19 protein-coding genes are annotated in these 23033 nt (G+C 42.9%); all 19 read left to right on the top strand.

Features of this window, described 5'->3' with window-relative positions; genetic code table 11:
- Nucleotides 1-29: 29 nt before the first annotated feature.
- The 19 genes from FHS45_RS08885 to FHS45_RS08975 all read left to right on the top strand — a co-directional run bounded on the left by FHS45_RS08885 (nucleotide 30) and on the right by FHS45_RS08975 (nucleotide 22966).
- On the top strand, nucleotides 30-1832 hold the full coding sequence (locus tag FHS45_RS08885) for a sigma-54-dependent Fis family transcriptional regulator (protein ID WP_062447524.1): 1803 nt from the start codon (nucleotides 30-32) through the stop codon (nucleotides 1830-1832).
- A 133-nt stretch (nucleotides 1833-1965) separates the two neighbouring features.
- Nucleotides 1966-3162, top strand: a complete 1197-nt coding sequence (locus FHS45_RS08890; RefSeq protein ID WP_062441860.1) for an iron-containing alcohol dehydrogenase — start codon at nucleotides 1966-1968, stop codon at nucleotides 3160-3162.
- A 22-nt stretch (nucleotides 3163-3184) separates the two neighbouring features.
- The gene (locus FHS45_RS08895; RefSeq protein WP_062441857.1) at nucleotides 3185-4546 is read left to right on the top strand and encodes a GntP family permease; all 1362 of its coding nucleotides are present in this window, start codon (nucleotides 3185-3187) and stop codon (nucleotides 4544-4546) included.
- 24 nt (nucleotides 4547-4570) lie between these two features.
- Nucleotides 4571-6031 (top strand): CoA-acylating methylmalonate-semialdehyde dehydrogenase, encoded by a 1461-nt coding sequence (locus tag FHS45_RS08900; RefSeq protein WP_062441854.1) that lies wholly within the window; start codon nucleotides 4571-4573, stop codon nucleotides 6029-6031.
- A 224-nt stretch (nucleotides 6032-6255) separates the two neighbouring features.
- Entirely contained in the window at nucleotides 6256-7455 is a 1200-nt protein-coding gene (locus FHS45_RS08905) for an ROK family transcriptional regulator (RefSeq protein ID WP_062441851.1), read from the top strand.
- Nucleotides 7456-7507: 52 nt separating this feature from the next.
- Complete coding sequence (locus tag FHS45_RS08910; RefSeq protein ID WP_062441848.1) at nucleotides 7508-8755, top strand: ABC transporter substrate-binding protein; 1248 nt, start codon at nucleotides 7508-7510, stop codon at nucleotides 8753-8755.
- A 53-nt stretch (nucleotides 8756-8808) separates the two neighbouring features.
- Complete coding sequence (locus tag FHS45_RS08915; protein WP_166761394.1) at nucleotides 8809-9759, top strand: carbohydrate ABC transporter permease; 951 nt, start codon at nucleotides 8809-8811, stop codon at nucleotides 9757-9759.
- A 23-nt stretch (nucleotides 9760-9782) separates the two neighbouring features.
- Nucleotides 9783-10613, top strand: coding sequence for a carbohydrate ABC transporter permease (locus FHS45_RS08920; protein WP_062441841.1), 831 nt, complete (start codon nucleotides 9783-9785; stop codon nucleotides 10611-10613).
- Nucleotides 10614-10629: 16 nt separating this feature from the next.
- The gene (locus tag FHS45_RS08925) at nucleotides 10630-11649 is read left to right on the top strand and encodes a Gfo/Idh/MocA family protein (RefSeq protein ID WP_062441837.1); all 1020 of its coding nucleotides are present in this window, start codon (nucleotides 10630-10632) and stop codon (nucleotides 11647-11649) included.
- Nucleotides 11646-12620, top strand: coding sequence for a Gfo/Idh/MocA family protein (locus tag FHS45_RS08930; RefSeq protein ID WP_062441834.1), 975 nt, complete (start codon nucleotides 11646-11648; stop codon nucleotides 12618-12620). The genes FHS45_RS08925 and FHS45_RS08930 overlap by 4 nt, the downstream gene beginning before the upstream one ends.
- Nucleotides 12621-12632: 12 nt before the next feature.
- The gene (locus tag FHS45_RS08935; protein ID WP_062441832.1) at nucleotides 12633-13604 is read left to right on the top strand and encodes a Gfo/Idh/MocA family protein; all 972 of its coding nucleotides are present in this window, start codon (nucleotides 12633-12635) and stop codon (nucleotides 13602-13604) included.
- Nucleotides 13601-14428 (top strand): sugar phosphate isomerase/epimerase family protein, encoded by an 828-nt coding sequence (locus tag FHS45_RS08940; RefSeq protein WP_062441827.1) that lies wholly within the window; start codon nucleotides 13601-13603, stop codon nucleotides 14426-14428. Before FHS45_RS08935 ends, FHS45_RS08940 begins: the two co-directional genes overlap by 4 nt.
- A gap of 16 nt (nucleotides 14429-14444) precedes the next feature.
- Nucleotides 14445-15428, top strand: coding sequence for an ROK family protein (locus FHS45_RS08945; protein WP_062441826.1), 984 nt, complete (start codon nucleotides 14445-14447; stop codon nucleotides 15426-15428).
- 494 nt (nucleotides 15429-15922) lie between these two features.
- Nucleotides 15923-17458 (top strand): tagaturonate reductase, encoded by a 1536-nt coding sequence (locus FHS45_RS08950; protein ID WP_062441824.1) that lies wholly within the window; start codon nucleotides 15923-15925, stop codon nucleotides 17456-17458.
- A 31-nt stretch (nucleotides 17459-17489) separates the two neighbouring features.
- The gene (gene uxaC, locus FHS45_RS08955; RefSeq protein WP_062447521.1) at nucleotides 17490-18902 is read left to right on the top strand and encodes a glucuronate isomerase; all 1413 of its coding nucleotides are present in this window, start codon (nucleotides 17490-17492) and stop codon (nucleotides 18900-18902) included.
- 21 nt (nucleotides 18903-18923) lie between these two features.
- Entirely contained in the window at nucleotides 18924-20414 is a 1491-nt protein-coding gene (locus tag FHS45_RS08960; protein WP_062441821.1) for a UxaA family hydrolase, read from the top strand.
- Between the two features lie 19 nt (nucleotides 20415-20433).
- Nucleotides 20434-21078: a bifunctional 4-hydroxy-2-oxoglutarate aldolase/2-dehydro-3-deoxy-phosphogluconate aldolase gene (locus FHS45_RS08965; protein WP_062441817.1), complete on the top strand. Its 645-nt coding sequence runs from the start codon at nucleotides 20434-20436 to the stop codon at nucleotides 21076-21078.
- Entirely contained in the window at nucleotides 21075-22058 is a 984-nt protein-coding gene (locus FHS45_RS08970; RefSeq protein WP_062441814.1) for a sugar kinase, read from the top strand. Before FHS45_RS08965 ends, FHS45_RS08970 begins: the two co-directional genes overlap by 4 nt.
- Nucleotides 22059-22129: 71 nt before the next feature.
- The gene (locus tag FHS45_RS08975; RefSeq protein WP_062441810.1) at nucleotides 22130-22966 is read left to right on the top strand and encodes a sugar phosphate isomerase/epimerase family protein; all 837 of its coding nucleotides are present in this window, start codon (nucleotides 22130-22132) and stop codon (nucleotides 22964-22966) included.
- Nucleotides 22967-23033: the final 67 nt, after the last annotated feature.

Here is a 23033-nt window from a genome sequence, read left to right on the forward strand (position 1 = left end):
CGGTGGTGAAGAAAGTGGTTCAGGATTTCATGCACAAGGACAAAAAAGATTATGGGAAAGAGAATTTGCTAAGTATAAAAAAATGGATGGTTTCGCCCCAATTTATTTTTGATAATACATCCGTCCGAAAAGCTGCAAAGCTTCTTATGGATAACGAGCTGCAATTTCTCCCCATTGTAGATCAGAAATTAAAACCGACTGGATTAATATCCCCCAAAATAATGATGGAGGCCTTACTTGATCGCCAGTCAGAAGCCTCTGTATCAAACTATGTAACTCAAGATGATTATTCTATTGTTCATATTGATGCCTCATTAATGGATGTACTCTCCCTTAACCATAGGAACTTCGCAGTGGTTGATGATGATCGGCGTCTGATTGGTTTATTAACGACTAATCATATTTTGAAGTGTCTTCACACTTATATGAAAGATATGAATCAAAAGGAACATTCTGCAGAAATTTTAAATGAAATTTTAGAGAGTGCCTACGAAGGTGTAGCGGTAGTAGATGAACATGGCATTGTACGGGAATTTAATGATGCTTATAGCCGCTTTACCGGAATCTCTCCTGAAAGTGCTATTGGACGCCATGTAGAAGAAGTAATCGATAATACCAAATTGCCAGATACATTGAAAACGGGGATGCCTGAGCGGGGGGTTATCCAGTATATTCAGGGGCAGGCGATGATTGTCCATCGAATCCCTATCTGGAAAAATGATAAAGTTGTGGGTGCCATAGGGATTTTAATCTTCGAAGGAGTGACAGAAGTTTACCGCATCTACGAACGCTTGCAAGAGAATAACCGGCAAATTCAATCGCCAGTACCACAGTCCTGTACAACTAAGAGGCAGGAGAAGCATACCATGACGCTCGATCAAATCATTGGTGATAGTGAAAGTACATCTAATAGGAAGAGATTGGCCAGGAAAGTAGCTAAAACTGATGCCACTGTATTAATTACCGGAGAAAGCGGGACAGGAAAGGAAATGTACGCGAGAGGAATACATCATTTAAGTGCTTGTTCATCTGGACCGTTTATTAGTGTGAATTGTGGCGCCATACCTGAGCATTTATTTGAGTCCGAATTATTTGGTTATGAGGAAGGTGCATTTACTGGAGCAAGGAAAGGCGGGAAACCAGGAAAGTTTGAATTAGCTGAGAATGGGACGATATTTTTAGATGAAATTGGTGAAATGCCATTAATGATGCAGGCTAAATTATTGCGGGTTCTGCAGGAGAAAAGGGTGGATCGTGTTGGAGGTGCCCATGAATATGAGATTAACGCTAGAATAATAGCTGCAACAAACCGAAACCTCCAGAAAATGGTGGAAGCGGGCGACTTTCGTGAGGATCTCTATTATCGTCTCAATATTATTGAGATCCCAATCCCTCCACTACGCGATCGAACAGAAGATATTCCTAAGTTAGTATCCTACTATATTAATAGCTTATGTAAGAGGTATCAACAGCCCAAAAAAGTCATGACTTCAGAAGCGTTGGCTTTGTTTATGAAATACACTTGGCCAGGGAATATCAGAGAGCTGATCAATACTCTTGAAAAACTAATCGTTCTGGTGGATGACAGTATAATAGGTGTACATCATTTGCCTGTGGATATTATGGGCAAGGAAAAACCAGAAGAATTACCCGATAATTCCATCACCTTAATCCATCAGGCAAAAACAATCGGGGATGAAAAAGAAAGAGAGCTAATTTGCGATGCATTGAGAAATACAGGTGGAAATAAATCGAAGGCAGCAGAGCAATTAGGAATTCATCGAACAACCTTGTATCAAAAGATAAAAAAGTATCAAATAAACAAACTGTAGTGTAGATAAAACACAGCAAACTGTAGTGGTTACGCTACATCAAAATTTCGAAATTGTCAGTATAGCAGCATTATTAACTTGGCACGCTTTTTGCATTAGTAAGGATGAAGACTAAAAAAAGGGTGTGAGTTAAATGGAGGATTATGCTGTCTTTCGAATGCCAAGTACCATTAATTATGGGCGCAATTCGTTTGAAGCACTGGGAAAAGAAGCAGCTGAAAGAGGAAATAAGGCACTTATAGTTAGTGATAAAATCATGGAAAAGTTAGGTTACATTAGTGAAGGACGTGATTACCTAACTCAGGCAGGAATTGAAAGCGCTGTCTACTTAGGGGTTGAGTCAGAACCGACAGATATTTATGTTCAAGAGGCTCTGGAATTGTTCGAAAAGGAAAAATGTGATGTTGTGATTTCAATTGGTGGTGGAAGCTGTATTGATACTGCCAAGGCAATTGCTATATTAGTAACTAACGGAGGTTATATAGGGGACTATATGGGCGGTAATAAAATAGCGGACAAAAAACCGGTTCCTCATATTGCTCTTCCGACAACGGCGGGTACAGGGTCGGAAGCAACAGATGTTACCATCATTACCAACACGAGCAATGATGTGAAGATGATGATTAAGCAGCCAGCATTTATGCCGGATGTCGCTATTGTTGATCCGTTACTGACAATTTCGTCGCCACAGCACGTAACAGCAGCAACTGGAATTGATGCTCTTAGTCATGCGGTTGAGGCTTTTATTTCAAAACGGTCCCATCCAATGACTGATTCGATGGCGCTTTCTGCAATGAAGTTAATTGTAGAAAACATTAATACTGCATATCAAAACGGAGAAAACCTGGAGGCAAGAGAATGTATGGCGTTAGGGTCCTTGCAGGCAGGCATTGCTTTTTCCAACTCGTCTGTTTGTTTAGTGCACGGCATGTCACGCCCAATCGGCGCTTTGTTCCATGTTCCACATGGGTATTCAAATGCGATGCTGCTACCGGCCATACTGGAGTACAGCAGAGAATATGCTGTAAAACGTCTTGCTGATTTGGGAAGGATTTTCTCTCCTGAATCAGATGACCTGTCGGATGAGGTAGCTGCGGATTTAGCTGTTAACTCAGTGAAAAAGTTATGTATGGATTTAAAGATCCCTAACTTAAGTGGCTGGGGTATTAATAAGGAACAATTTGAAACCGCTATCAACAAGATGGCTTCTGATGCATTAGCTAGTGGCAGCCCAGCCAATAACCCAAGAGTACCAACCCAATCAGAAATCGAAGAACTATATAACGCTTGCTATGAGTATAATTTCTCTGCAGAAAGCAACGTAGGCTAACCGGATATAGGAGGAGGGAGACATGGACGTAATCGGTTTACTTGGGCTAATTGCATCGCTTGCATTATTGATCTACCTTACGATGAAAGGCGTCAACATCATTATTGCCGCCCTAATCAGTTCTGTTTTAATAGCGGTTACCGGTGGACTGGATTTAGAAACCGCACTTAAAGAGGACTATATGAATGGATTTACTGGTTATTTCGCAGCCTGGTTTTTAGTATTTTTACTGGGTGCAATTTTTGGAAAGATCATGCAGGAAACAAAGTCCGCAGAAAGCATTGCGCAATGGATAAAAAATACCTTCGGGGCTAAACGCGCAGTATTCGCTGTGGTGGCAGCAGCGGCTATTATGACCTATGGCGGTGTCAGTTTGTTTGTTGTAGGTTTTGCGGTCTACCCGATAGCTGTTTCATTATTCCGTGCAGCTAATCTGCCGCATCGCTTCATTCCTGCTGCATTAGTTTTCGGTTCGATCTCCTTTACGATGACTGCACCAGGTTCGCCAGAAATTCAAAATATCATACCGACAGAGTTTTTTGAGACAACACCCACTGCTGGCGGGTTTATCGGTGTTTTAAGTGCATTGCTTGTCATGGTAAGTGGAGGTTTGTGGCTTGGAAGGATGGTAAGGAAAGCCTCAGCTAATGGGGAATCTTTCATGCTTCCATCTGCTTCTGCAGCAGCAATAAATGAAACAGCTTCTGCCGTGGAGGCGGGAGAGTTGGAAAGTGACTATCAATCAGAACCAGAAAAAACTAATGGATTACCGAATGTAATCGTTGCTGTTTTACCGCTTGTATTAGTCATCGTACTTTTAAATGTACTCGGACAATTCATGAATCCTACTACAGCCTTGTTAATTGCTTTGACTACAGGTATTGCCCTGGCTTGTGTATCTATGTATCGCTTTTTGACCGAGTTTTGGGGATCACTTGCTATCGGAACACAAAATGCATTAGTGGCACTTGCCAATACTTGTGCTGTTGTCGGTTTTGGAAGTGTCGCTGCACAAGTATCAGCTTTTGATAGTGTAGTGGATGGACTGGTCAACATGCCTGGGCCGCCATTGCTCGGACTGGCTGTAGGGGTGACAGTAGTTTGTGGGATAACTGGATCAGCCTCTGGTGGATTAGGAATCGCTTTGCCGATCCTTGCCCCAATCTATATGAGTCAGGGGCTGGACCCCGGTGCCATGCACCGAGTATCAGCACTGGCGTCAGGGGGGATTGATTCATTGCCTCATAACGGTTATGTAGTAACTACTGTACGGGCGATTTGTGGAGAAACTCATAAAAGAGCCTATAAACCTATCTTTATGTTAAGTGTAGTTGTTCCATTAATTGTCATGTTCTTTGCAGTATTCTTGTATTCTATTTTTTAAAAACATTTTAGGAGGAATTTTATTATGACACAAACACAAGTAAAAACACTTCAAAACTATATCGGCGGCGAATGGGTAGACGCGAAATCTGATCAAACAGAACCTGTTTACAATCCAGCAACAGGAGAAGTCATTGCCCATGTTCCCATTTCTTCTGTTAATGATGTGGAGGATGCAGTGAAAATCGCTGATGAAGCTTTTCAAGAATGGAAGGAAGTACCCGTTCCTAAACGGGCACGCATTATGTTCAAGTTTCAACAGTTACTTGTTGATAATTGGGATGAGCTGGCGAAAATCGTAACAATTGAAAATGGAAAAAGCTTCAAAGAAGCTTATGGAGAAGTTCAGCGTGGAATTGAAAATGTTGAATTCGCTGCTGGTGCTCCATCCTTGATGATGGGAGAACAACTTCCATCGATTGCAGCAGGCCTTGAGTCAGGGGTATACCGTTATCCAATCGGAGTAATCGGTGGAATCACACCATTCAACTTCCCGATGATGGTACCTGCCTGGATGTTCCCAATGGCGATTGTTACTGGTAATACATTCGTGCTGAAACCGTCCGAGCGCACGCCACTCCTTGCCAATCGTCTCGCAGAGCTCTTGGAAGAAGCGGGACTGCCAAAAGGTGTGTTCAATATTGTACATGGAGCCCATGATGTGGTTAATGGACTGCTTGACCATAAAGATATTGCAGCAATTTCATTTGTCGGATCTCAGCCCGTTGCAGAATATGTATACAAACGCGGCACAGAAAACTTAAAGCGCGTACAGGCGCTTGCGGGAGCTAAAAACCACTCTATTGTCTTGAAGGATGCGAATATCGATAATGCCACTACCCAAATCCTGAACGCTGCTTTCGGGTCTGCGGGTGAACGATGCATGGCAGCATCAGTGGTAGCGGTTGAAGATTCGGTTGCCGATGAGTTCATTGAGCTGCTAACTGATAAAGCTAATGAAATAACCATCGGAAACGGTTTGGATGAAGGAGTCTTCCTCGGACCAGTAATCAGGGAAAACCATAAGGAACGTACCCTTAACTATATTGAAGCTGGTGAGAAAGAAGGAGCCAAACTCGTTCGTGATGGCCGTAATGATGAAGATACTAAAAGAGAAGGCTATTTTGTAGGGCCAACCATTTTTGACAGCGTAACGACAGAGATGAAAATCTGGCAGGATGAAATCTTTGCTCCAGTATTGTCCATTGCCCGCGTAAAAGACCTAAATGAAGCCGTGTCACTGACCAACCAATCCCGCTTCGCCAATGGTGCTTGTATCTTTACAAGAGATGGAGGAAGTGTACGTCAATTCCGCGAAACAATCGATGCAGGTATGCTTGGTGTCAACATCGGTGTGCCAGCTCCAATGGCTTTCTTTCCATTCTCCGGCTGGAAAGACTCTTTCTACGGCGATCTTCATGCTAACGGAAAAGACGGTCTTGAATTCTATACACGCAAAAAAGTCCTGACTACCCGCTGGGTATAAAGTTAATAGTTTTTAAACCCCAGGTCCTCCAGAATTTGGAGGAACTGGGGTTTTGAACTTCTAGTGAGCAATACAGTTTTCTATTATTTACTATTTAAAAAATTCTAAAAATTTTATTTATTTTCAAGAGAAGGAGTGTTATAGTATAACCATAACTTAATAAAGTCACTGGAAAAAGTAAGTTTGAATGTATTAAAGCAAAAAAGGGAGGACAGGAGGGGACAATGAAAAAAACTGGCGGCTTGAAGCTGATGCAAGAAATCAATCAATATATCATTTTGAAAACTATTCGTGAACGCGGTCCTATATCAAGAAGCGAAATAGCGAAGCAGAACAAGTTAAGTCCTACGACGGTCACCTCCGCAGTAAATGAGCTGCTTGAAGAAGGGATGGTAACAGTAGGAGGGGTAGGAGAATCGAGTGGTGGAAGAAAGCCGGTATATCTTCAATTTGCTCCCGATAGTAAATTTATACTTGGGGTTTCTATTACTAATTCTTCTATTATAATTGGAAAATTAAACATGGAAGCAGATGTGAAAGATAAAGAGGTTTATGCTGATGATTTTCAATCTCATCCGGATGTCATCGGTTATACGCTTGACAGAATCGGTGATTATCTTGATTCGTGTGAAGATTTGTCCTTGTGCCTTGGTGTTTCGATTATCACTCCAGGAATCATAGACGCTAAAAAAGGGATCATCCGTAACAATGCTAAGATGCATCTGGAAAATATTGCGTTAAAAGAAATGGTGGAAGAGCGGTTCAGATTAAAAGCCTGGATTGATAATGATGCTAATTCCATAGCACTTGCAGAAAACAAATACGGCCATTATGGTGCTAAAAGAAATTTGATTTATATCCAGATGGGTGACGGGATAGGTTCTGGAATTGTGATCGAGGATCAGATTTTCCGTGGGTCACACGGGGGAGCTGGGGAGTTTGGTCACATTACAATTGATAATAATGGCATTCTTTGCGAATGCGGAAACAGAGGCTGCTTAGAGAATTATGTGAACTGGCCTTCCATTCAAGAAAGTATTAAGGGTCATCTAGAGAAAGGTACACCTACCAGAATGATGGATGGTCATCAAAAACTTGAGGAAGTTTCACAAGGGGATTTTTTGAAAGCGCTTCAAGATGAGGATGAACTTGCTTTGAGTGTTATAGAAGAAACTATCGAGTATATGGCAAATGGACTGGTAACCTTGGTCAATCTTTTCAACCCAGAAGTAATTTTAATCGGCTGGGGTCCAATCACTAGTGATTCTTATTTTATCAATAGACTTCGTGAAAAAGTGAAGGAGCTTGCATTTGATATCTTCATCGATGGTCTGGAAATACAAGCGACCACTCTGGGAGGTGATTTCCAATTAAAAGGTGCAGCATCTGTAGCTTTGGAGGAGATTTTTGAAGTTCCGTTGTAAGCGCATACATTTCAAGGGGTTAATGATTAAATTATAAAGGAGATGGCAAAAGGTGAAAAAATTACTGACGATGTTATTGCTTAGTATCGCGCTGATATTGGCAGCATGTTCCGGTCAAACAGGAGGGGAGTCTGGGGGAGATGGTCCTGTTGAAATCACCTATTTAAAGCCAGGTGCCGATGATCCTGACACTAGGGAAAGAGTGCAAGATATCATTGACAGGTTCGAAGAAGAGAACCCGGATATCAAAGTGAAACTCGAAGCTGTAGGCTGGGATAATGCCTACCAGAAACTTGTTACAGGATTTAATGGTGGATCTTCACCAGATGTTTTTGCTGGGGGAAGCCGTTGGATGACTGCATTTGCAGATATGGGAGCCTTACTGCCTCTCACAGATATGGCCTCTGAAAAAATTAAAGAATATCCGGAAGCACTGCAACAATCTTCTCAGTATAAAGATGAAATTTATGCTATCCCTCGTGCCTTTTCTGCACGTTCCTTGATTTATCGTACCGATTTAATTGAAGAGCCGCCGACTACATGGGAGGAGCTCGTTGAGACTGCAAAAACGGTGCAGGAAGAAAATGAAGGCATGTATGGTTTTGCAATTTCAGGAGCAGCCCATGTGTCCACGACTACTCAATATTTCAATTATCTCTTACAAAATGGGGGAGAAGTCTTCGATGAAGAAGGAAATGTAACGATTAATTCACCGGAAGCCGTAGAAGCTTTGAAATACTATACTGATTTTTATACAGAACATAAAGTAGTTCCTAATCCGGTGGAGTATAACCGTGAACTTTTACCTGTGCTTTTCAAAGAAGGAAAGATTGCTATGTATGTAATTGGACCATGGGGAAAATCGTTAATGGGTGTTGATCCTGACAATGAAGATACCCCTTATGCATCAGCTCCATTACCAAAAGGCAAAAAGATGGCCAATATCCTGGTGTCCGATTCCATTTATGTATCGGCTAAGACGGAACATCCGGAAGAATCATGGAAATTTATTGAGTTTCTTACTTCTCTTGAAGAACAGAAAGAGTTTGATAAAAGTAATGGTTCCCTACCGCTGTTAACAGAGGAAGCGAAAGATCCCTTCTTTAAAGAAGATCCTTACTTCTCGACTTTTGTTGACATGATTGAACATGGAGAGCCTCAGCCGATGCCTGCCGTGTGGGAGCCGTTCCAGGATGTAATTACCACTGCTGTCCAACGGGCATTAGATGGGGAAGACCCTCAAACCGTACTGGATGATGCAGCAAAAGAAATCAAAGAACAAGAGCTTGAACCCAAATAATAGGTGAATGAGGAGGTGGAGAACCTGCCTCCTCGATTTACGCCAGGAAAGGAGTGTTCAAGATTACTTCTTACACCAAGGCAAGTGATACCAATATGGGTGTAAAGAAAAGAAGCATGCGATTCAATATATCGCCGGAAAAATCACCTTTCTTCTATTTACTTCCATTAATCTTATTCATGCTAATCATGGTTGCTTATCCAATCGGAAGAATATTGTATATTTCATTGACCAGCAATATAATGACCCGACCTGATCTGGGTGTTCAATTTATTGGGTTAGAGAATTACGCCAACTTGTTCACTTCCATGGCATTTTGGGAAACCGTGGGCAGGACGGGGGCGTGGACTGCTTTATCAGTCGGAGGTAAGACAGCTATCGCTTTAGGAATAGCGTTATTGCTTGCCAGAGATATTGCTTTTAAACGCTTTTATTTGATTCTGCTGATGATCCCCTGGGTTACGCCAATGGTAGTAGCTGCTGTAACCTGGCGCTGGATATTCGACGGCCAGTTCGGGATGCTGAACTATATTCTGATGCAGGTTAACATCCTTCAGGAGCCTTATGTTTTCCTAGGTCATAAAATGTCCGCGTTTATCGCTACGGCCATTACGGATATGTGGCTGGGTATCCCGTTTTTAGCGATGATGTTCCTTGCTGGACTCCAATCGATTCCAGTGGAACTTCATGAATCGGCCAGTATGGATGGTGCCAGTAAACTGCAAAAGTTCATACACGTAACGCTGCCAATGATGAAGCCGATTATTCTGGTCGCTACTACGATGTCAGGGATTTGGACATTCAACTCATTCGGTGTCATCTGGCCAATGACCCATGGGGGTCCTGTTGATGCAACCCAGACACTAATCGTACAGGCTTATAAATTATCATTCGGTTCTTTTGATTTAGGAATGGGTGCTGCAATTGCTGTAGTCATCTTCATTATTCTGACTATCTGTACAGTTTTATACAAGCGACTATTAATGAGACAGGAAGAACTTTAAATAGAAAGGAGAGGTGAAGCCAATTGAGTAAAAAATGGAGAAACCTCCCTACCCACATCGGGTTATGGGGGATATTCATTATCATGTTATTTCCGATTTGGATCATGTTGACCACCTCTTTACAGACTTATGAGGGTATTTTTAACTGGCCGCCGGAATGGTTTCCGGAAATCCCTCAGTGGAGCAACTACGTTAATGTGTGGGGCGGGGACTATCAGTTCAGTGCTCCCTTTTTCAATAGTTTAATCATTGCTTCTTCCACTGCCATCATCACAATTTTGCTGGCTTTTCCAGCTGCATATGGCATTTCCCGTTTTTCCTTTTTCGGCAGGAACAGCATGCTTTTCATTGTGCTCGTTACACAAATGTTTTCCCCGATTGTTTTAATCGTTGGATTGTATCAATTAGCACAGAATTATAACTTATTAAACTCCTTATTTGGGGTAATTATCACGAACTGTGCTTTAACGCTGCCAATGGCAGTTTGGCTGCTTCATGGGTACTTGAAAAGTGTTCCAGAAACATTGGAGCAGGCAGCAGCAATGGATGGCTGTTCGCGAATGAAAGGGATCATCAAAATCGTCATGCCCCTGTCCGCCTCAGGAATTGCAATGGCTGGAATTTACGCCTTCATTATGGCCTGGAATGACTTGTTGATTCCGTTGATTTTCATATCTGATTCCCACTTAAGACCGATCAGCCTGGCATTGACTGATTTTGCGGGACAAAACATTGTCTACTGGCATCAGATGATGGCTGCCAGTGTTATCTCGACATTTCCGATTGCTGTAATGTTCAGTTTTGTCCAGAAGTATTTCATTAAAGGCTTCATGTCGGGAGCCATTAAAGAATAGAAAGGAGAGGTAAAGTATGATAAGGGTATTATTACTTGGTGCAGGAACGATGGGAACTGTACATGCTGAGGCATACAGCAGCCTGGATAACGTTGAAATCGCAGGGATTGTGGATATCAGGAAGGAACATGCTGATCAACTGGCTGCTAAAGTAGGTACAAGCCCATTCTATTCCTACGAGGAGGCGCTGGCACAGCTTGAAGATGTTGATGTTATTGATATTTGTCTGCCAACCTATTTGCATAAAGAGTATGCCATGAAAGCTGCTGACCAAGTGAAGAATGTCATCTGCGAAAAGCCGCTGGCCAGAAGTTCCGAGGAAGCTCGTGAAATGATCGATTACTGTCACAAACAAGAAGTAAGGTTGTTTGTCGGTCATGTTGTCCGTTTTTTCCAGGAGTACAACCGAATTAAGGATACTATAGAAGCAGGAAAGATAGGAAAACCTGCAGTAGTGCGGACAACCAGAGGCGGCACTTTTCCAAAAGCTTGGAAAAACTGGTATGGAGATTTTGCAAAAAGCGGCGGTCTGATTTTGGACTTGCTCTTGCACGACTTTGACTATCTGCGTTCTTGTTTTGGAGAAGTAGAGCGGGTGTTTGCTAAAAAAATTGCAAGAAAAGATGCTGATGAGCTGAGCATCGACTATGCACTTGTCACGTTACGTTTTAAAAGCGGGGTTCTGGCACACCTGGAAGGAACTTGGGCACATCAAGGCTTTTCTTCCGGAATTGAAGTGGCCGGAACAGAAGGCATTATCGATTATAACAGTGCCAAAAACAGCCCTTTGAAGCATGTTTCCAGAGAAAAAGAAGCAGGAAGTGCAGGTGTGGAAGTCCCTGAAAGCCCTCTCGCTTCGAACCCTTATCGTGAAGAATTGAAGCATTTCATCGCTTGTATCAGTAATGGGAACGAACCGCTTGTCACTGCAGACGATGGATATCAGGCGATCAAAATTGCAAAAGCCGCCCAGCAGTCCTGTGATACAGGAAAGCCTGTCGCTATAAATGAACTGATGGAGGTGGATGTACGATGAAAATAGGAATCATAAGCTTTGCCCATGGGCATGCCTACAGCTACGCTGATGCAATAAAGAAACATAGTGATTTAGAACTTGCTGGTGTCTTTGATGAAGATGCGGTCCGCGGAAGGAAGGCAGCAGAGGCCTATCAAACTACTTTTTATGAAAGTTATGACGATCTTCTGGCAACGGATATCAGTTCAGTCATCGTGACATCTGAGAATGTAAAGCATAAGGAGCATGTCGTTGCAGCAGCAGATGCCAAAAAGAATATACTATGCGAAAAGCCGATTGCCACTACGGTAGAGGATGCTAAGGTGATGATCGAAAGCTGCCGGAAGAACGATGTTTTCTTCCAAATCGCTTTTCCTGTTCGGTACAATACGCCTGTCAAACGAGCGAAAGAGCTGATTGAAACTGGTAAACTAGGCAGGGTATTGGCTGTGAAAGGAACGAATCGTGGGACGAACCCCGGTGGATGGTTTATCGATAAGGAATTGTCTGGCGGGGGAGCGGTCATGGATCATACCGTCCATGTTGTCGACTTGCTTCGCTGGTTCATGGACACGGAAGTGACAGATGTGTACGCCGAATATGACAATCTCGTTTCAGGTGGCAAGATTGACGATAGCGGCATCCTGACGATGACGTTGGAAAACGGGGTGTTTGCAACGCTTGATTGCAGCTGGTCCAGAAACGATGCTTACCCCACATGGGGCGATGTGACGCTTGAAGTCATTGGTACAGAAGGTACGTTGACCGTCGATGCCTTCGATCAAAAAGTCAATGTCTATAGTGATAAGGAAGGCGTCAATTGGGATTTTTGGGGCGATGATATGGACGAAAGCTTGATTCGCGATTTTAAAGAATCCATTAAAGAAGGCAGGAAACCCTCAATCACTGGAACAGATGGCCTGAAAGCATTAGAAGTGGCACTCTCTGCCTATCAATCCGGAGAGCAAAAGCAGACGGTAACTAATGGGTAAGGTTGTGTTGATATGTTTAACATAGCAATCATTGGAGCTGGCAATATAGCGACGATGCACACAACAGCTTATCAAAAGATGAAAGACGTCAGGATTAAGACCATAGTGGATGTCGATGTGGAGCGAGCAAAAATAATGGCGGAAAATGTTGATTGTAAAGCAACGGCTAATATCGACGAAGTTTTACATGATCCGGAAATTGAAGCGGTTGATATCTGTCTTCCCAACTTTCTACATTTAGAAACGGTTATGAAAGCAGCGGAAGCAGGGAAGCACATCATTTGCGAAAAACCGGCTGCTTTAACTGTGGAAGATGCTGAGAAAATGTTTGATATTTGCCGAAAAAATAATGTCGTACTTTATATCGCACAGGTTTGCCGTTTCATGACTGCTTACCAGGAAATTCATCATGTCCTGGAGGAAAAAGACGTGGGTGACCCTAAGTTAGTGCGACTATCCAGGTCGGTTCACTATCCGATGCTAGTCGGCCAGGAATGGTATAAGGATGAAAGCAAAAGCGGGGGACTGTTTCTCGATTTTGTGATTCATGATTTAGATTTTATTGTCTGGAATTTCGGAAAGCCTGAAATCATTTCCAGTCAGCTTATTTCTGAAGAGAAGTTAAAAGGCATCATAATTAATCTAAAAGTGGACGGTGGTCCAATGATAACCGTGAATGGGGTCTGGACAAGTATCGATCAAGGCGGGTTGCATCAGCGGGTGGAAATAGACGGAACTAATGGCTTTGTACATTATGATAATAGAAATGAACTTCCTTTTGTCTTTAAGAATACTTCAGGGAAATCAAGAATGCTGTCCAAAGAAACTTTGTGTAATGATCCTTTCTATCGTGAGCTCAGGCATTTCATTAATTGTTTTCGTGGAACAGAGCAGCCACTCATCACTGATAAGGAAGTGATCCAAACACTGGAGACAGCTATCGAAGCAAGGGAGATTGCACGGGAAAAGGGGCTGAATGAATGAAAAAAGGAATAAATGCCTGGTGTTTTCCAGAAGATTGGGACGCTGAAAAGCTATTCAGAACCGCAAAAGAACTGGGTTTTCGTGGCATGGAGTTGAATGTCGAAGAAAAAGAAGGCTCCATATTTACGCTTGATACCACTGAAGAAGAAATAAGGCGTGTAACAGAAACAGCAAGCAAATACGGGATTGAAATATTTAGTATCTCTACAGCAATGCTCTGGAAATGCCCGTTGACATCTGAAAACAGAGACACGAGGCAAAAAGGGATAGATATCGTTGAAAAGATGGTGGAGATTGCCAGTCAGTGTCGAGCAGAAACAGTCCTTGTGGTACCGGGGTTAGTGACAGAAGATGTATCTTATGACGCAGCCTATAAGCGGGCAATAGAAGCGATAAAGAGATTATCTGAATCAGCAGAGGAAAAGAAGGTTACCATTGGTATAGAAAATGTATGGAATAAGTTTTTGTTAAGTCCAATGGAAATGAGGGGATTTATAGAAGCTATCGACTCACCTTTGGTCGGAGTTTATCTCGATATCGGGAACCTGGTTCATTCCGGGTATCCAGAACAGTGGATTCACCTGCTTTCTGATCAATTAGCGAGTGTTCATATTAAGGATTTTAAAGGAACCGTCGGAAATATCGATGGTTTTGTTCCATTATTAGCTGGGGATATTGATTGGATGAACGTGGCTGAGGCCCTTAAGACAAATGGTTATAGCGGATATATTGCTCCGGAAATACCACCTCATCCCCATCATCCCGAAGTACTATTGAAAGCAACTTCAGAGATTATGGATCATTTTTTCCATTCTATTAGTTAAATAAGGAGAGAAAATGATGGCAGTTAGCAGAGATGTAGCAATTGGAATCGATTTAGGCGGCACGAAAATCCTTACAGCTCTTATTGATGAAAAAGGAAGTATTTTAACTGAGGTTGAACTGGAAACATTAGCACCTGAGGGGCCAGAGGCAATTTATGACCAAGTGGTGTCCTCTATCTATCGTCTTATAGATGAAAGAAACTTGGATGAAAGCAGAATCCTGGGAATCGGCATCGCGACCGCCGGGGTAATAGATACGCTTAACAAAGAAGTGATCTTTGCCAACAATCTAGGGTGGGAAAACATTCCGGTAGGAAGCCTGCTGGAAAAGGAATTCTCCCTGCCTGTCCATATTGTCAATGATGCTAATGCAGCTGCTATCGCCGAGAGTATATGGGGAGCCGGAAAAGGTTCAGAGAATCTCGTTTATATCACAGTAAGTACAGGGATAGGAGCGGGCATTATAAGTGACGGGCGCCTGATTACCGGTGAAGGAGGAAGTGCAGGGGAGTTTGGGCACATTTCGATCGATGCAAATGGGGAAGCGTGCGGGTGCGGCAATATCGGATGTCTGGAAAATCTGGCATCAGGAAGTGCTATAGCGAAAACCGCTCAACATAGACTTAAAATGGGGGCAAAAAGTGATTTTTTTACTTCACCGGCTAAAGTTTCTGCTGAAAAGTTGGGAAAAGCTGCTCAGGGAGGGGACTCATTTTCCCTTGATATATTAAAAGAAGCGGCCGTGTCCATCGGTGTCGGTGTAACCAGCCTGGTCCATCTGCTAAATACGGAAGTCATCGTATTTGGAGGTGGGGTCATGAATCTATCAGAAATTTTGCTGCCAGAAATCAAAAAGACAGTGGCCCAGCGGGGACTACCGAGCATGACTAAAAATATAAACATAGTAAAATCGACACTTGGAGTCAATGCCGGGGTGTTAGGAGCAGTTGGATACTACTTTGAACCAAGTGGCAAGGCGTTAGCTGCTTTTGAAAAGTAAAGAGAAGATAGAATAATAGATGTAGCACCTAAAGCAGCCCTCCCATTTGGGAAGGTTGCTTTACGTATGATTAGCTTTTATCCATAAAAATAAAAACTTTCTTTTCTCTATCCAGCTTCTCGTTCTTTTCCAGCATTAAAAAGTGATCGCTGTTAAGGAAGAGGAAAACAAAAAAATCCGGCCTATCGGAACTTTTGTTTAAGCGGCTGGATATCATAGTCGTTATAGAGTTCTGCCTTATTGCGATACTTCATTAGGATAGCCTTTTTATTTTTCCAAGTAACCTGAGAAACTACAATTAAAACCCTCCTTTTTTATAACGACCACTACGCTAACCTATCTATTATATTTAATTTTCTGAAAAAATCAGTTGAAACCATTGACAAACACAAACAGTATACATACAATTATAATAACAACGTTGTTATTACGAGGTTTTATTTTTACTTTTAAATAACAACGTTGTTATATTGCTCGTCTAAGGAGTGGAATTAATGCAAGGATTAAATAAGTCTACTATACAAGATATTGAGCAAATTGAGGATGTGCAAAGAGACTTGATTAAAAAAGAACTCCCGGAGCGCATCGTGCAATTTGGTGAAGGAAATTTCCTTCGGCTTTTTATAGATTGGATGATCCAGCAGTTAAATAAACAAGGGTTGTTCAATGGAAGAGTAGTTGCTATCCAGCCGACTCCTCATGGAAAAGTTGTCCCTAAACTCGATGTTCAGGACGGGCTGTACACAACAATCTTACAAGGTATCCAGGATGGCGAGGAAAAACAGGAGATCGAAATCAATTCAGCGATTTCCAGGGGGTTGAATCCATATGAGGATTGGAAGGGTTTTCTCGACCTGGCAGAGTCCGATGATATCGAATTCGTTTTTTCTAATACAACAGAAGCCGGGCTTACCTATAGAGAAGAAGAATTTCCTGATCATACCTCTCCGTTATCTTTCCCCGCTAAATTGACTGCTTTATTGTATCGCCGTTTTACGAGTAAATCAGGAAATCCGAATGCAGGACTGGTAATTATCCCATGTGAGCTGGTAGAGGAAAATGGAAAGCTTTTGAGGTCATTGGTGCTGAGGGCTGCTGAAGATTGGGAGCTTCCCGAAGCTTTCGTATCATGGGTAAATGACCATAATAACTTTTGCGATACACTAGTCGACCGAATTGTTCCAGGTTATCCCAGGGATACGGCCGCTGAGTGGGAGCAGCAACTTGGCTACCAGGATATGTTGATGTCGGTGGGCGAACCGTTCCATCTATTTGTTATCGAAACAGAAGAAGAATTAGAGGATAGGCTCCCTTTTCAAAAAGGAGGTCTTCATGTCAAGTGGTCAGATGTGAAGCCTTACCGTGATTTGAAAGTCAGTGTGCTGAATGCACCGCATACGATGATCTTTTCTGTAGGTTACTTAAGCGGACTTTCCACTGTTTATGAAGTGATGGAGGATTCTGTAGCGGCAGAGTTTGTAGACCGTGCAATCTATCAGGAGATTTTACCCAACCTGTCTGCTGACAAAAAGGAAAAAGAATCGTTTGCTGTATCTGTCATAGAAAGATTCCAGAATCCATTCGTTAAACATCAATTGACTGATTTGGGATTGAACGCTGTTTATAAGTACAGAACAAGAGTCTTACCATTATTGAACAGCTATACAGTTTCAAACGGTGAAGTGCCACCGGCCATGTGCTTCTCTCTTGCCGCTTTATTCCATTATTATAAACCTGATTCTGTCCATGAAGGTCATTTCTTAGGAAAAATTGATGGGAAGGAATATAAAGTGAGAGACGATCAGGAAGCTATGGATGTATTCATTGATTTTTGGAATAAAGATGATCAAATAACTTTAAAAGAAAGAGTCAATCGAGTATTAGAAAATGAAAAATTATGGGGGCAGGACCTGACGCGACTCCCGGATATGACTGCAACTATTGTCAAGTTCTTTGAAGAGATTAGGGAAAAAGGTGCGAAAAAGGCTGTAGAAACTATATTGAACCTGCAAGTCGAAAACCAAAAATAAAAGGACGGAGGAATTTTCTTTGAAAAATTTTATGGATGACACATTTTTATTAAACAGTGAAACAGCTGAGCGCTTGTATCATAATTATGCGAAAGATATGCCGATCATTGATTATCACTGCCATTTGAGTCCGAAAGAAATCTATGAAAATAAAACCTATGAAAATATTACAGAGGTCTGGTTGTATGGAGACCATTATAAGTGGAGGCTGATGCGTGCAAATGGAGTCGAAGAGGCATATATCACCGGGGATGCGAGTGATTATGAGAAATTCCTGGCATGGGCGAAAACCGTACCGATGACGATAGGCAACCCAGTATACAACTGGACTCATTTAGAACTGCAGCGATACTTCGGGGTATATGAAGCATTGAACGAGGACAGCGCACCAGCAATCTGGGAAAAAGTGAATGAGCAGTTGAACGGTCCAGGCTTTGGAGTAAGAGATTTCATTACTAAATCCAACGTAAAGCTGGTATGTACGACCGATGATCCTATTGATAGTTTGGAGTACCATCAAAAATTAAAAGAAAGTGATTTTGAGACTGCCGTTCTTCCGAGCTTCCGTCCTGATAAAGGGCTGGAACTGAACCGCGCAGGTTTTCGTGACTGGGTAGGTCAGCTGGAGGAAGCAGCAGGGATTTCTATTAAGAATTTTGAAGATTTTCTGGCAGCACTTGATGCAAGAGTACGCTTCTTCCATTCAATCGGAGGAAGAGTCTCTGACCACGCATTGGATCAAATCGTCTATGAAGAAGCAACTATGGAAGAGGCATCAAAGATATTCGCAAAAGCGAAAGCTGGACAGAAGGTGGACGAATTAGAGGAAGCAAAGTATAAGTCGTTTACATTAAAATTCCTTGGACAGTTATATGGCGAATTGGACTGGGTGATGCAATTCCATATCAGTGCCTTAAGAAACAACAATTCGAGAATGTTTGAGCGACTTGGCCCTGACACAGGATATGACAGTATCAATGACGGGCAAATCTCTGAATCCCTCGTTCATTTACTGGATTCTTTAGAAAAAGAAGATGCCTTACCTAAAACAGTTTTATACTCATTAAATCCAAAAGACAATCCTACCCTTGCAGCAATTGCCGGCAGCTTTCAGGGAGGCGGGACTCCAGGGAAAATCCAGTTAGGTACTGCCTGGTGGTTCAACGACTCGAAAGAAGGCATGCTCAATCAAATGAAAACGCTTGCTACTTTTGGGGTGTTCAGTCAATTCATCGGAATGCTTACCGATTCGAGAAGCTTTTTATCCTATATAAGGCATGAATATTTCAGGCGCTTGATGTGTGATTTGATCGCCGAGTGGATCGAGAGCGGAGAAGTACCAAATGATGATGAGCTGCTGGCACCGATTGTCAAAGGTATTTCTTATAATAATGCAAAGCGCTATCTGGGGTTTCAGGAACAAACCGAAAGCCTCACAATATAAGGCTTACTAGGAGGAACCAACTTGGAAGACTTTTTTAAGATAAACGAAAAGGACAACGTAGTGGTAGCCTTGCATGATTTAAAAAAAGGCACCAGGCTGGTGATGGATCAAGTCGAGCTGGAATTACTGAGTGATGTTCCGAAAGGTCATAAAGTTGCTCTCTCACGTTTAGATAAAGGTGACCATGTCATCAAATACGGCTTCCCGATCGGTCATGTGACAGCACCTATCCAGCAAGGGGAATGGGTGCATACGGAAAACACAAAGACGAATCTGGAAGGTGTCCAGGAATACCAATATCAACCGAAGTTTGAAGATAACCCTTACCCATTCGAAGGACGTACATTCCAGGGTTTCAAAAGGAAAAATGGCGAGGTGGGGGTAAGAAACGAGCTTTGGATTGTTCCTACCGTCGGTTGTGTAAACGGCATTGCCGAACGGATTATAAAGATATTCCAATCCGAGGTGGGAGATATTGCTCCCTTTGATAATATCCAGGTTTTGAAACATAATTACGGCTGTTCACAGCTTGGAGACGATCATGTCAATACAAGAACAATACTCACAAATGCAGTAAAGCACCCTAATGCTGGTGGAATACTGGTCATGGGTCTTGGATGTGAGAATAATAATATCAAAGAATTCGAAGCTTCCCTAGGAGACTATGACGAAGAACGCGTGAAGTTTCTGCTCTCTCAGGAGGTTTCCAATGAAATAGAAGAAGGCGTCAAACTTTTGCATCAGATCTATGAAGCTGCCAGGGAAGACAAACGGGAAGAAGTACCGCTGGCGGAACTGAAGGTCGGCTTAAAGTGTGGAGGGTCCGACGGATTTTCCGGTATTACAGCTAACCCCTTGCTAGGCAGGTTTTCCGACTATCTCGTCGCTCAAAAAGGCACGACTGTCTTAACCGAAGTTCCGGAGATGTTCGGTGCTGAAACGATATTGATGGAAAGGGCGAGAGATGAAGAAGTTTTTGAAAAAACGGTCTCTTTGATCAACGACTTTAAGCAATATTTCATCCAGCATGATCAGCCTATCTATGAAAATCCTTCACCAGGCAATAAAGACGGAGGCATCACAACGCTGGAGGATAAATCACTCGGCTGCACACAAAAGGCAGGTACATCAGTCGTTACTGATGTTCTGAAATATGGGGAAACATTATCGACCAAAGGATTGAACTTGTTAAGTTCTCCCGGGAATGATCTGGTCGCTTCAACGGCACTCGGTGCAGCCGGCTGCCAAATCGTTCTATTCACTACCGGACGGGGGACACCTTTCGGATCTTTTGTTCCGACCATGAAGATCTCTACAAATTCCGAGCTGTATCAGAATAAGCCGCACTGGATTGATTTCAATGCGGGAAGTCTGATTGAAGGGGAGTCACCTGACAAGGTATTGAGAGATTTCATTAATTATATTATCGCTGTAGCAAGTGGTGAACCGGTTAATAATGAGAAGAATGACTTCAGGGAAATTGCTATTTTTAAATCTGGTGTAACACTTTAATAGAAAGAGTGGGTTCCTAATGGACAATGAACTAATGCAGCAATTAGAAGAGAAAAAACTTATCGCCATCATCAGAGGAATTCCTAGTGGTACAGGAGAACGGACAGCTGAAGCACTGGTAGAAGGTGGGATTCAGTTCTTAGAAATCACCTTGAATACAGAAGGCGCGCTTGAAATGATTACCGAACTGAGACAAAAGTTTGAAGGGAAACTTCGGATTGGTGCAGGGACGGTATTGGATGTTGACATGGCAAAACAAGCTGGCGATGCTGGGGCAGAATATATCATTTCTCCGAACCTTGATGAGGAAGTAATTGAGTATTGCAGGGAGCAGGAAGTGACTGTCTGGCCTGGTACCATGACACCGTCAGAAATGGTCCGGGCCAACAAGCTTGGTGCGTCTGCCGTAAAGGTGTTTCCTGTCGGCTCATTAGGGGTTCGTTATATCAAAGACGTGCGTGGTCCTCTTGGCCATATCAACATGATTGCGACTGGCGGAGTTAATCTGGATAACATTCAGGAAGTCCTCAAATATGGAGCGTCTGCCGTTGGGTTAGGAGGGAATTTAGTCAATAATGACTGGATCGCCCAAGGCCAATATCATAAGTTGACTGATACTGCAAGACAGTATGTCGAAAAGGTGGAAGGGGTGACTGTACAATGAAAGCTGATGTCGTGACCATCGGAGAGAGTATGGTGTTATTCCAGCCTTATACGGAAGGAACCATTAATTATACTCCGCTTTTGTCTAAATCCGTTGGTGGAGCTGAATCCAATCTGGCTTTCGGGCTGTCACGGTTAGGGAAAAAGGTTAGGTGGATCAGCCGCTTGGGTTCCGATCCATTTGGTGATCTGATCCTCGCTACTTTATCAGGGGAAGGCGTGGATATTTCTTATGCCAAACGTGACGACAATGCGCCTACTGCCCTATATTTCAAAGAGTCAAAAGGATATGGGGACCCGAATGTCTTTTATTATCGTAAACATTCAGCAGCAAGCAAACTTTCGAGTGAGGACATTGAAGCAAGCTGGCTGGATGACGCACGACATCTTCATATGACGGGAATTACCCCGGCTCTCGGAGAGAATACTGCTGATTTCACCAGGGAAGTGATGAAACGGGCGAGGGAAAAGGGAATGACCATCTCATTTGATCCTAATTTACGCCGTAAGCTTTGGAGCGATGAACAAGCGAGAGAGGTTCTGCTCTCCCTGATTCCACTGTGTGATATCTTCCTGCCTGGCATCGAAGAGGCGGAATTCCTGTTAGGTGAAAAAACGAAGGAACAATACGGAAAGTCATTTTTGGATATGGGGGCTTCTGTGGTTGCGATGAAGCTGGGTGCAGAAGGTTCATTGGGTTTCTTCCAGGATGAGGTGGTGAACGTAGCACCGTATAAAGTCGATAAGGTAATTGATACTGTCGGTGCGGGCGATGCTTTTGCTGCTGGTTTCTTATCAAGGGTACTGGATGAAGAAAACCCACTTGCCTTTTATGAGATGAAACACTTTCTTCCAGAAGCGTTAAAACGAGCGAACGTTATGGGGGCTCTGGCCACTCAGTTCAAAGGAGATTGGGAGGGGGCACCGACTCTTGAGGAAGTCAGCGGTTTAATGGGAGGTAAACAGATGGTAACCAGATAGTGTACAAAGGCCTTATGACAGCAATGCCAAATAAGGCCTTTTACATATGGAAATAAAAAGGAGGGAGATCGATGAGTGTAGGTGTACTTGCTCATTTATTCGGAAAGATGCCATATAAACAATTAGCCAGTAAGGTCGGGGCTAAAGGGTTTACACATGTTCAACTTGCTTTATGGAAGGCTTTTGACGACTACGATTTTACGAAGCCAGGAAAATTGAGTCCCGGCCTCGCCCTTGATATAGCTTCGGAATTTCGGAAACAGGGAGTTTCCATTTCGGTTTTAGCTTGTTATTTGCATTTCTATCATCGTGACGAGGACATTCGTAGGGAGAACATCGAACGTTTTAAGGAACTCATCCGTCATGCGAGGTTTTTCAGAGCGCCGATCGTAGCTGCCGAGGTAGGAAAAGTGACAGGAGATGAAACGGAAGAGGATTGGAAGATCTTGAAGGAATCACTGGAAGAACTTGTAGAGGAAGCGGAAAAGTGGGGGGTAATCCTCGGAATTGAGCCTGCTAATGAACACTTGATAGGAACAGCGGAATCCTTGCAGCGAATGATGGAGGAAATTCCTTCGTCTAACATTGGTGTGGTTTTGGACCCAGGGAACTTGATGACAGCGAGTAATTTTTCCGACCAGGATGAAGTGATCAAGGAGGCTTTTAATCTTTTAGGAAATCGGATTGTCGCCTGCCATGCAAAAGACAGGATGATAGATTCAGAGGGAAATATCCAGACTGTAGTTCCAGGACAGGGTGATTTAAACTATTCATTGTATATGGAGCTGCTGGAGCAATATAAGCCCCAAGTACAAATTGTCATGGAGGCGGCTGAGGAACATCAGATGCTTGAAGCAAAGGACTATATTGAGAGTAACCGGCGAGAGATTTTTTCTGCATATAAATAACAACGTTGGCATTTTTGCAACCGTTTTCTAATCCTGACTTAGGTCTTAACACGGCAGTCGCCGTGAG

Source organism: Thalassobacillus devorans, from assembly GCF_011761345.1.
Taxonomy (GTDB): domain Bacteria; phylum Bacillota; class Bacilli; order Bacillales; family Halobacillaceae; genus Thalassobacillus; species Thalassobacillus devorans.

Bases quoted from the DNA above. Each gene is read 5' to 3' on its own strand.
- FHS45_RS08925 (WP_062441837.1), top strand. From the start codon at position 10,630: ATGATAAGGGTATTATTACTTGGTGCAGGAACGATGGGAACTGTACAT.
- FHS45_RS08895 (WP_062441857.1), top strand. From the start codon at position 3,185: ATGGACGTAATCGGTTTACTTGGGCTAATTGCATCGCTTGCATTATTG.
- FHS45_RS08950 (WP_062441824.1), top strand. From the start codon at position 15,923: ATGCAAGGATTAAATAAGTCTACTATACAAGATATTGAGCAAATTGAG.
- FHS45_RS08965 (WP_062441817.1), top strand. From the start codon at position 20,434: ATGGACAATGAACTAATGCAGCAATTAGAAGAGAAAAAACTTATCGCC.
- uxaC (WP_062447521.1), top strand. From the start codon at position 17,490: ATGGATGACACATTTTTATTAAACAGTGAAACAGCTGAGCGCTTGTAT.
- FHS45_RS08890 (WP_062441860.1), top strand. From the start codon at position 1,966: ATGGAGGATTATGCTGTCTTTCGAATGCCAAGTACCATTAATTATGGG.
- FHS45_RS08975 (WP_062441810.1), top strand. From the start codon at position 22,130: ATGAGTGTAGGTGTACTTGCTCATTTATTCGGAAAGATGCCATATAAA.
- FHS45_RS08940 (WP_062441827.1), top strand. From the start codon at position 13,601: ATGAAAAAAGGAATAAATGCCTGGTGTTTTCCAGAAGATTGGGACGCT.
- FHS45_RS08900 (WP_062441854.1), top strand. From the start codon at position 4,571: ATGACACAAACACAAGTAAAAACACTTCAAAACTATATCGGCGGCGAA.
- FHS45_RS08930 (WP_062441834.1), top strand. From the start codon at position 11,646: ATGAAAATAGGAATCATAAGCTTTGCCCATGGGCATGCCTACAGCTAC.
- FHS45_RS08905 (WP_062441851.1), top strand. From the start codon at position 6,256: ATGAAAAAAACTGGCGGCTTGAAGCTGATGCAAGAAATCAATCAATAT.
- FHS45_RS08885 (WP_062447524.1), top strand. From the start codon at position 30: ATGCACAAGGACAAAAAAGATTATGGGAAAGAGAATTTGCTAAGTATA.
- FHS45_RS08935 (WP_062441832.1), top strand. From the start codon at position 12,633: ATGTTTAACATAGCAATCATTGGAGCTGGCAATATAGCGACGATGCAC.
- FHS45_RS08945 (WP_062441826.1), top strand. From the start codon at position 14,445: ATGGCAGTTAGCAGAGATGTAGCAATTGGAATCGATTTAGGCGGCACG.
- FHS45_RS08970 (WP_062441814.1), top strand. From the start codon at position 21,075: ATGAAAGCTGATGTCGTGACCATCGGAGAGAGTATGGTGTTATTCCAG.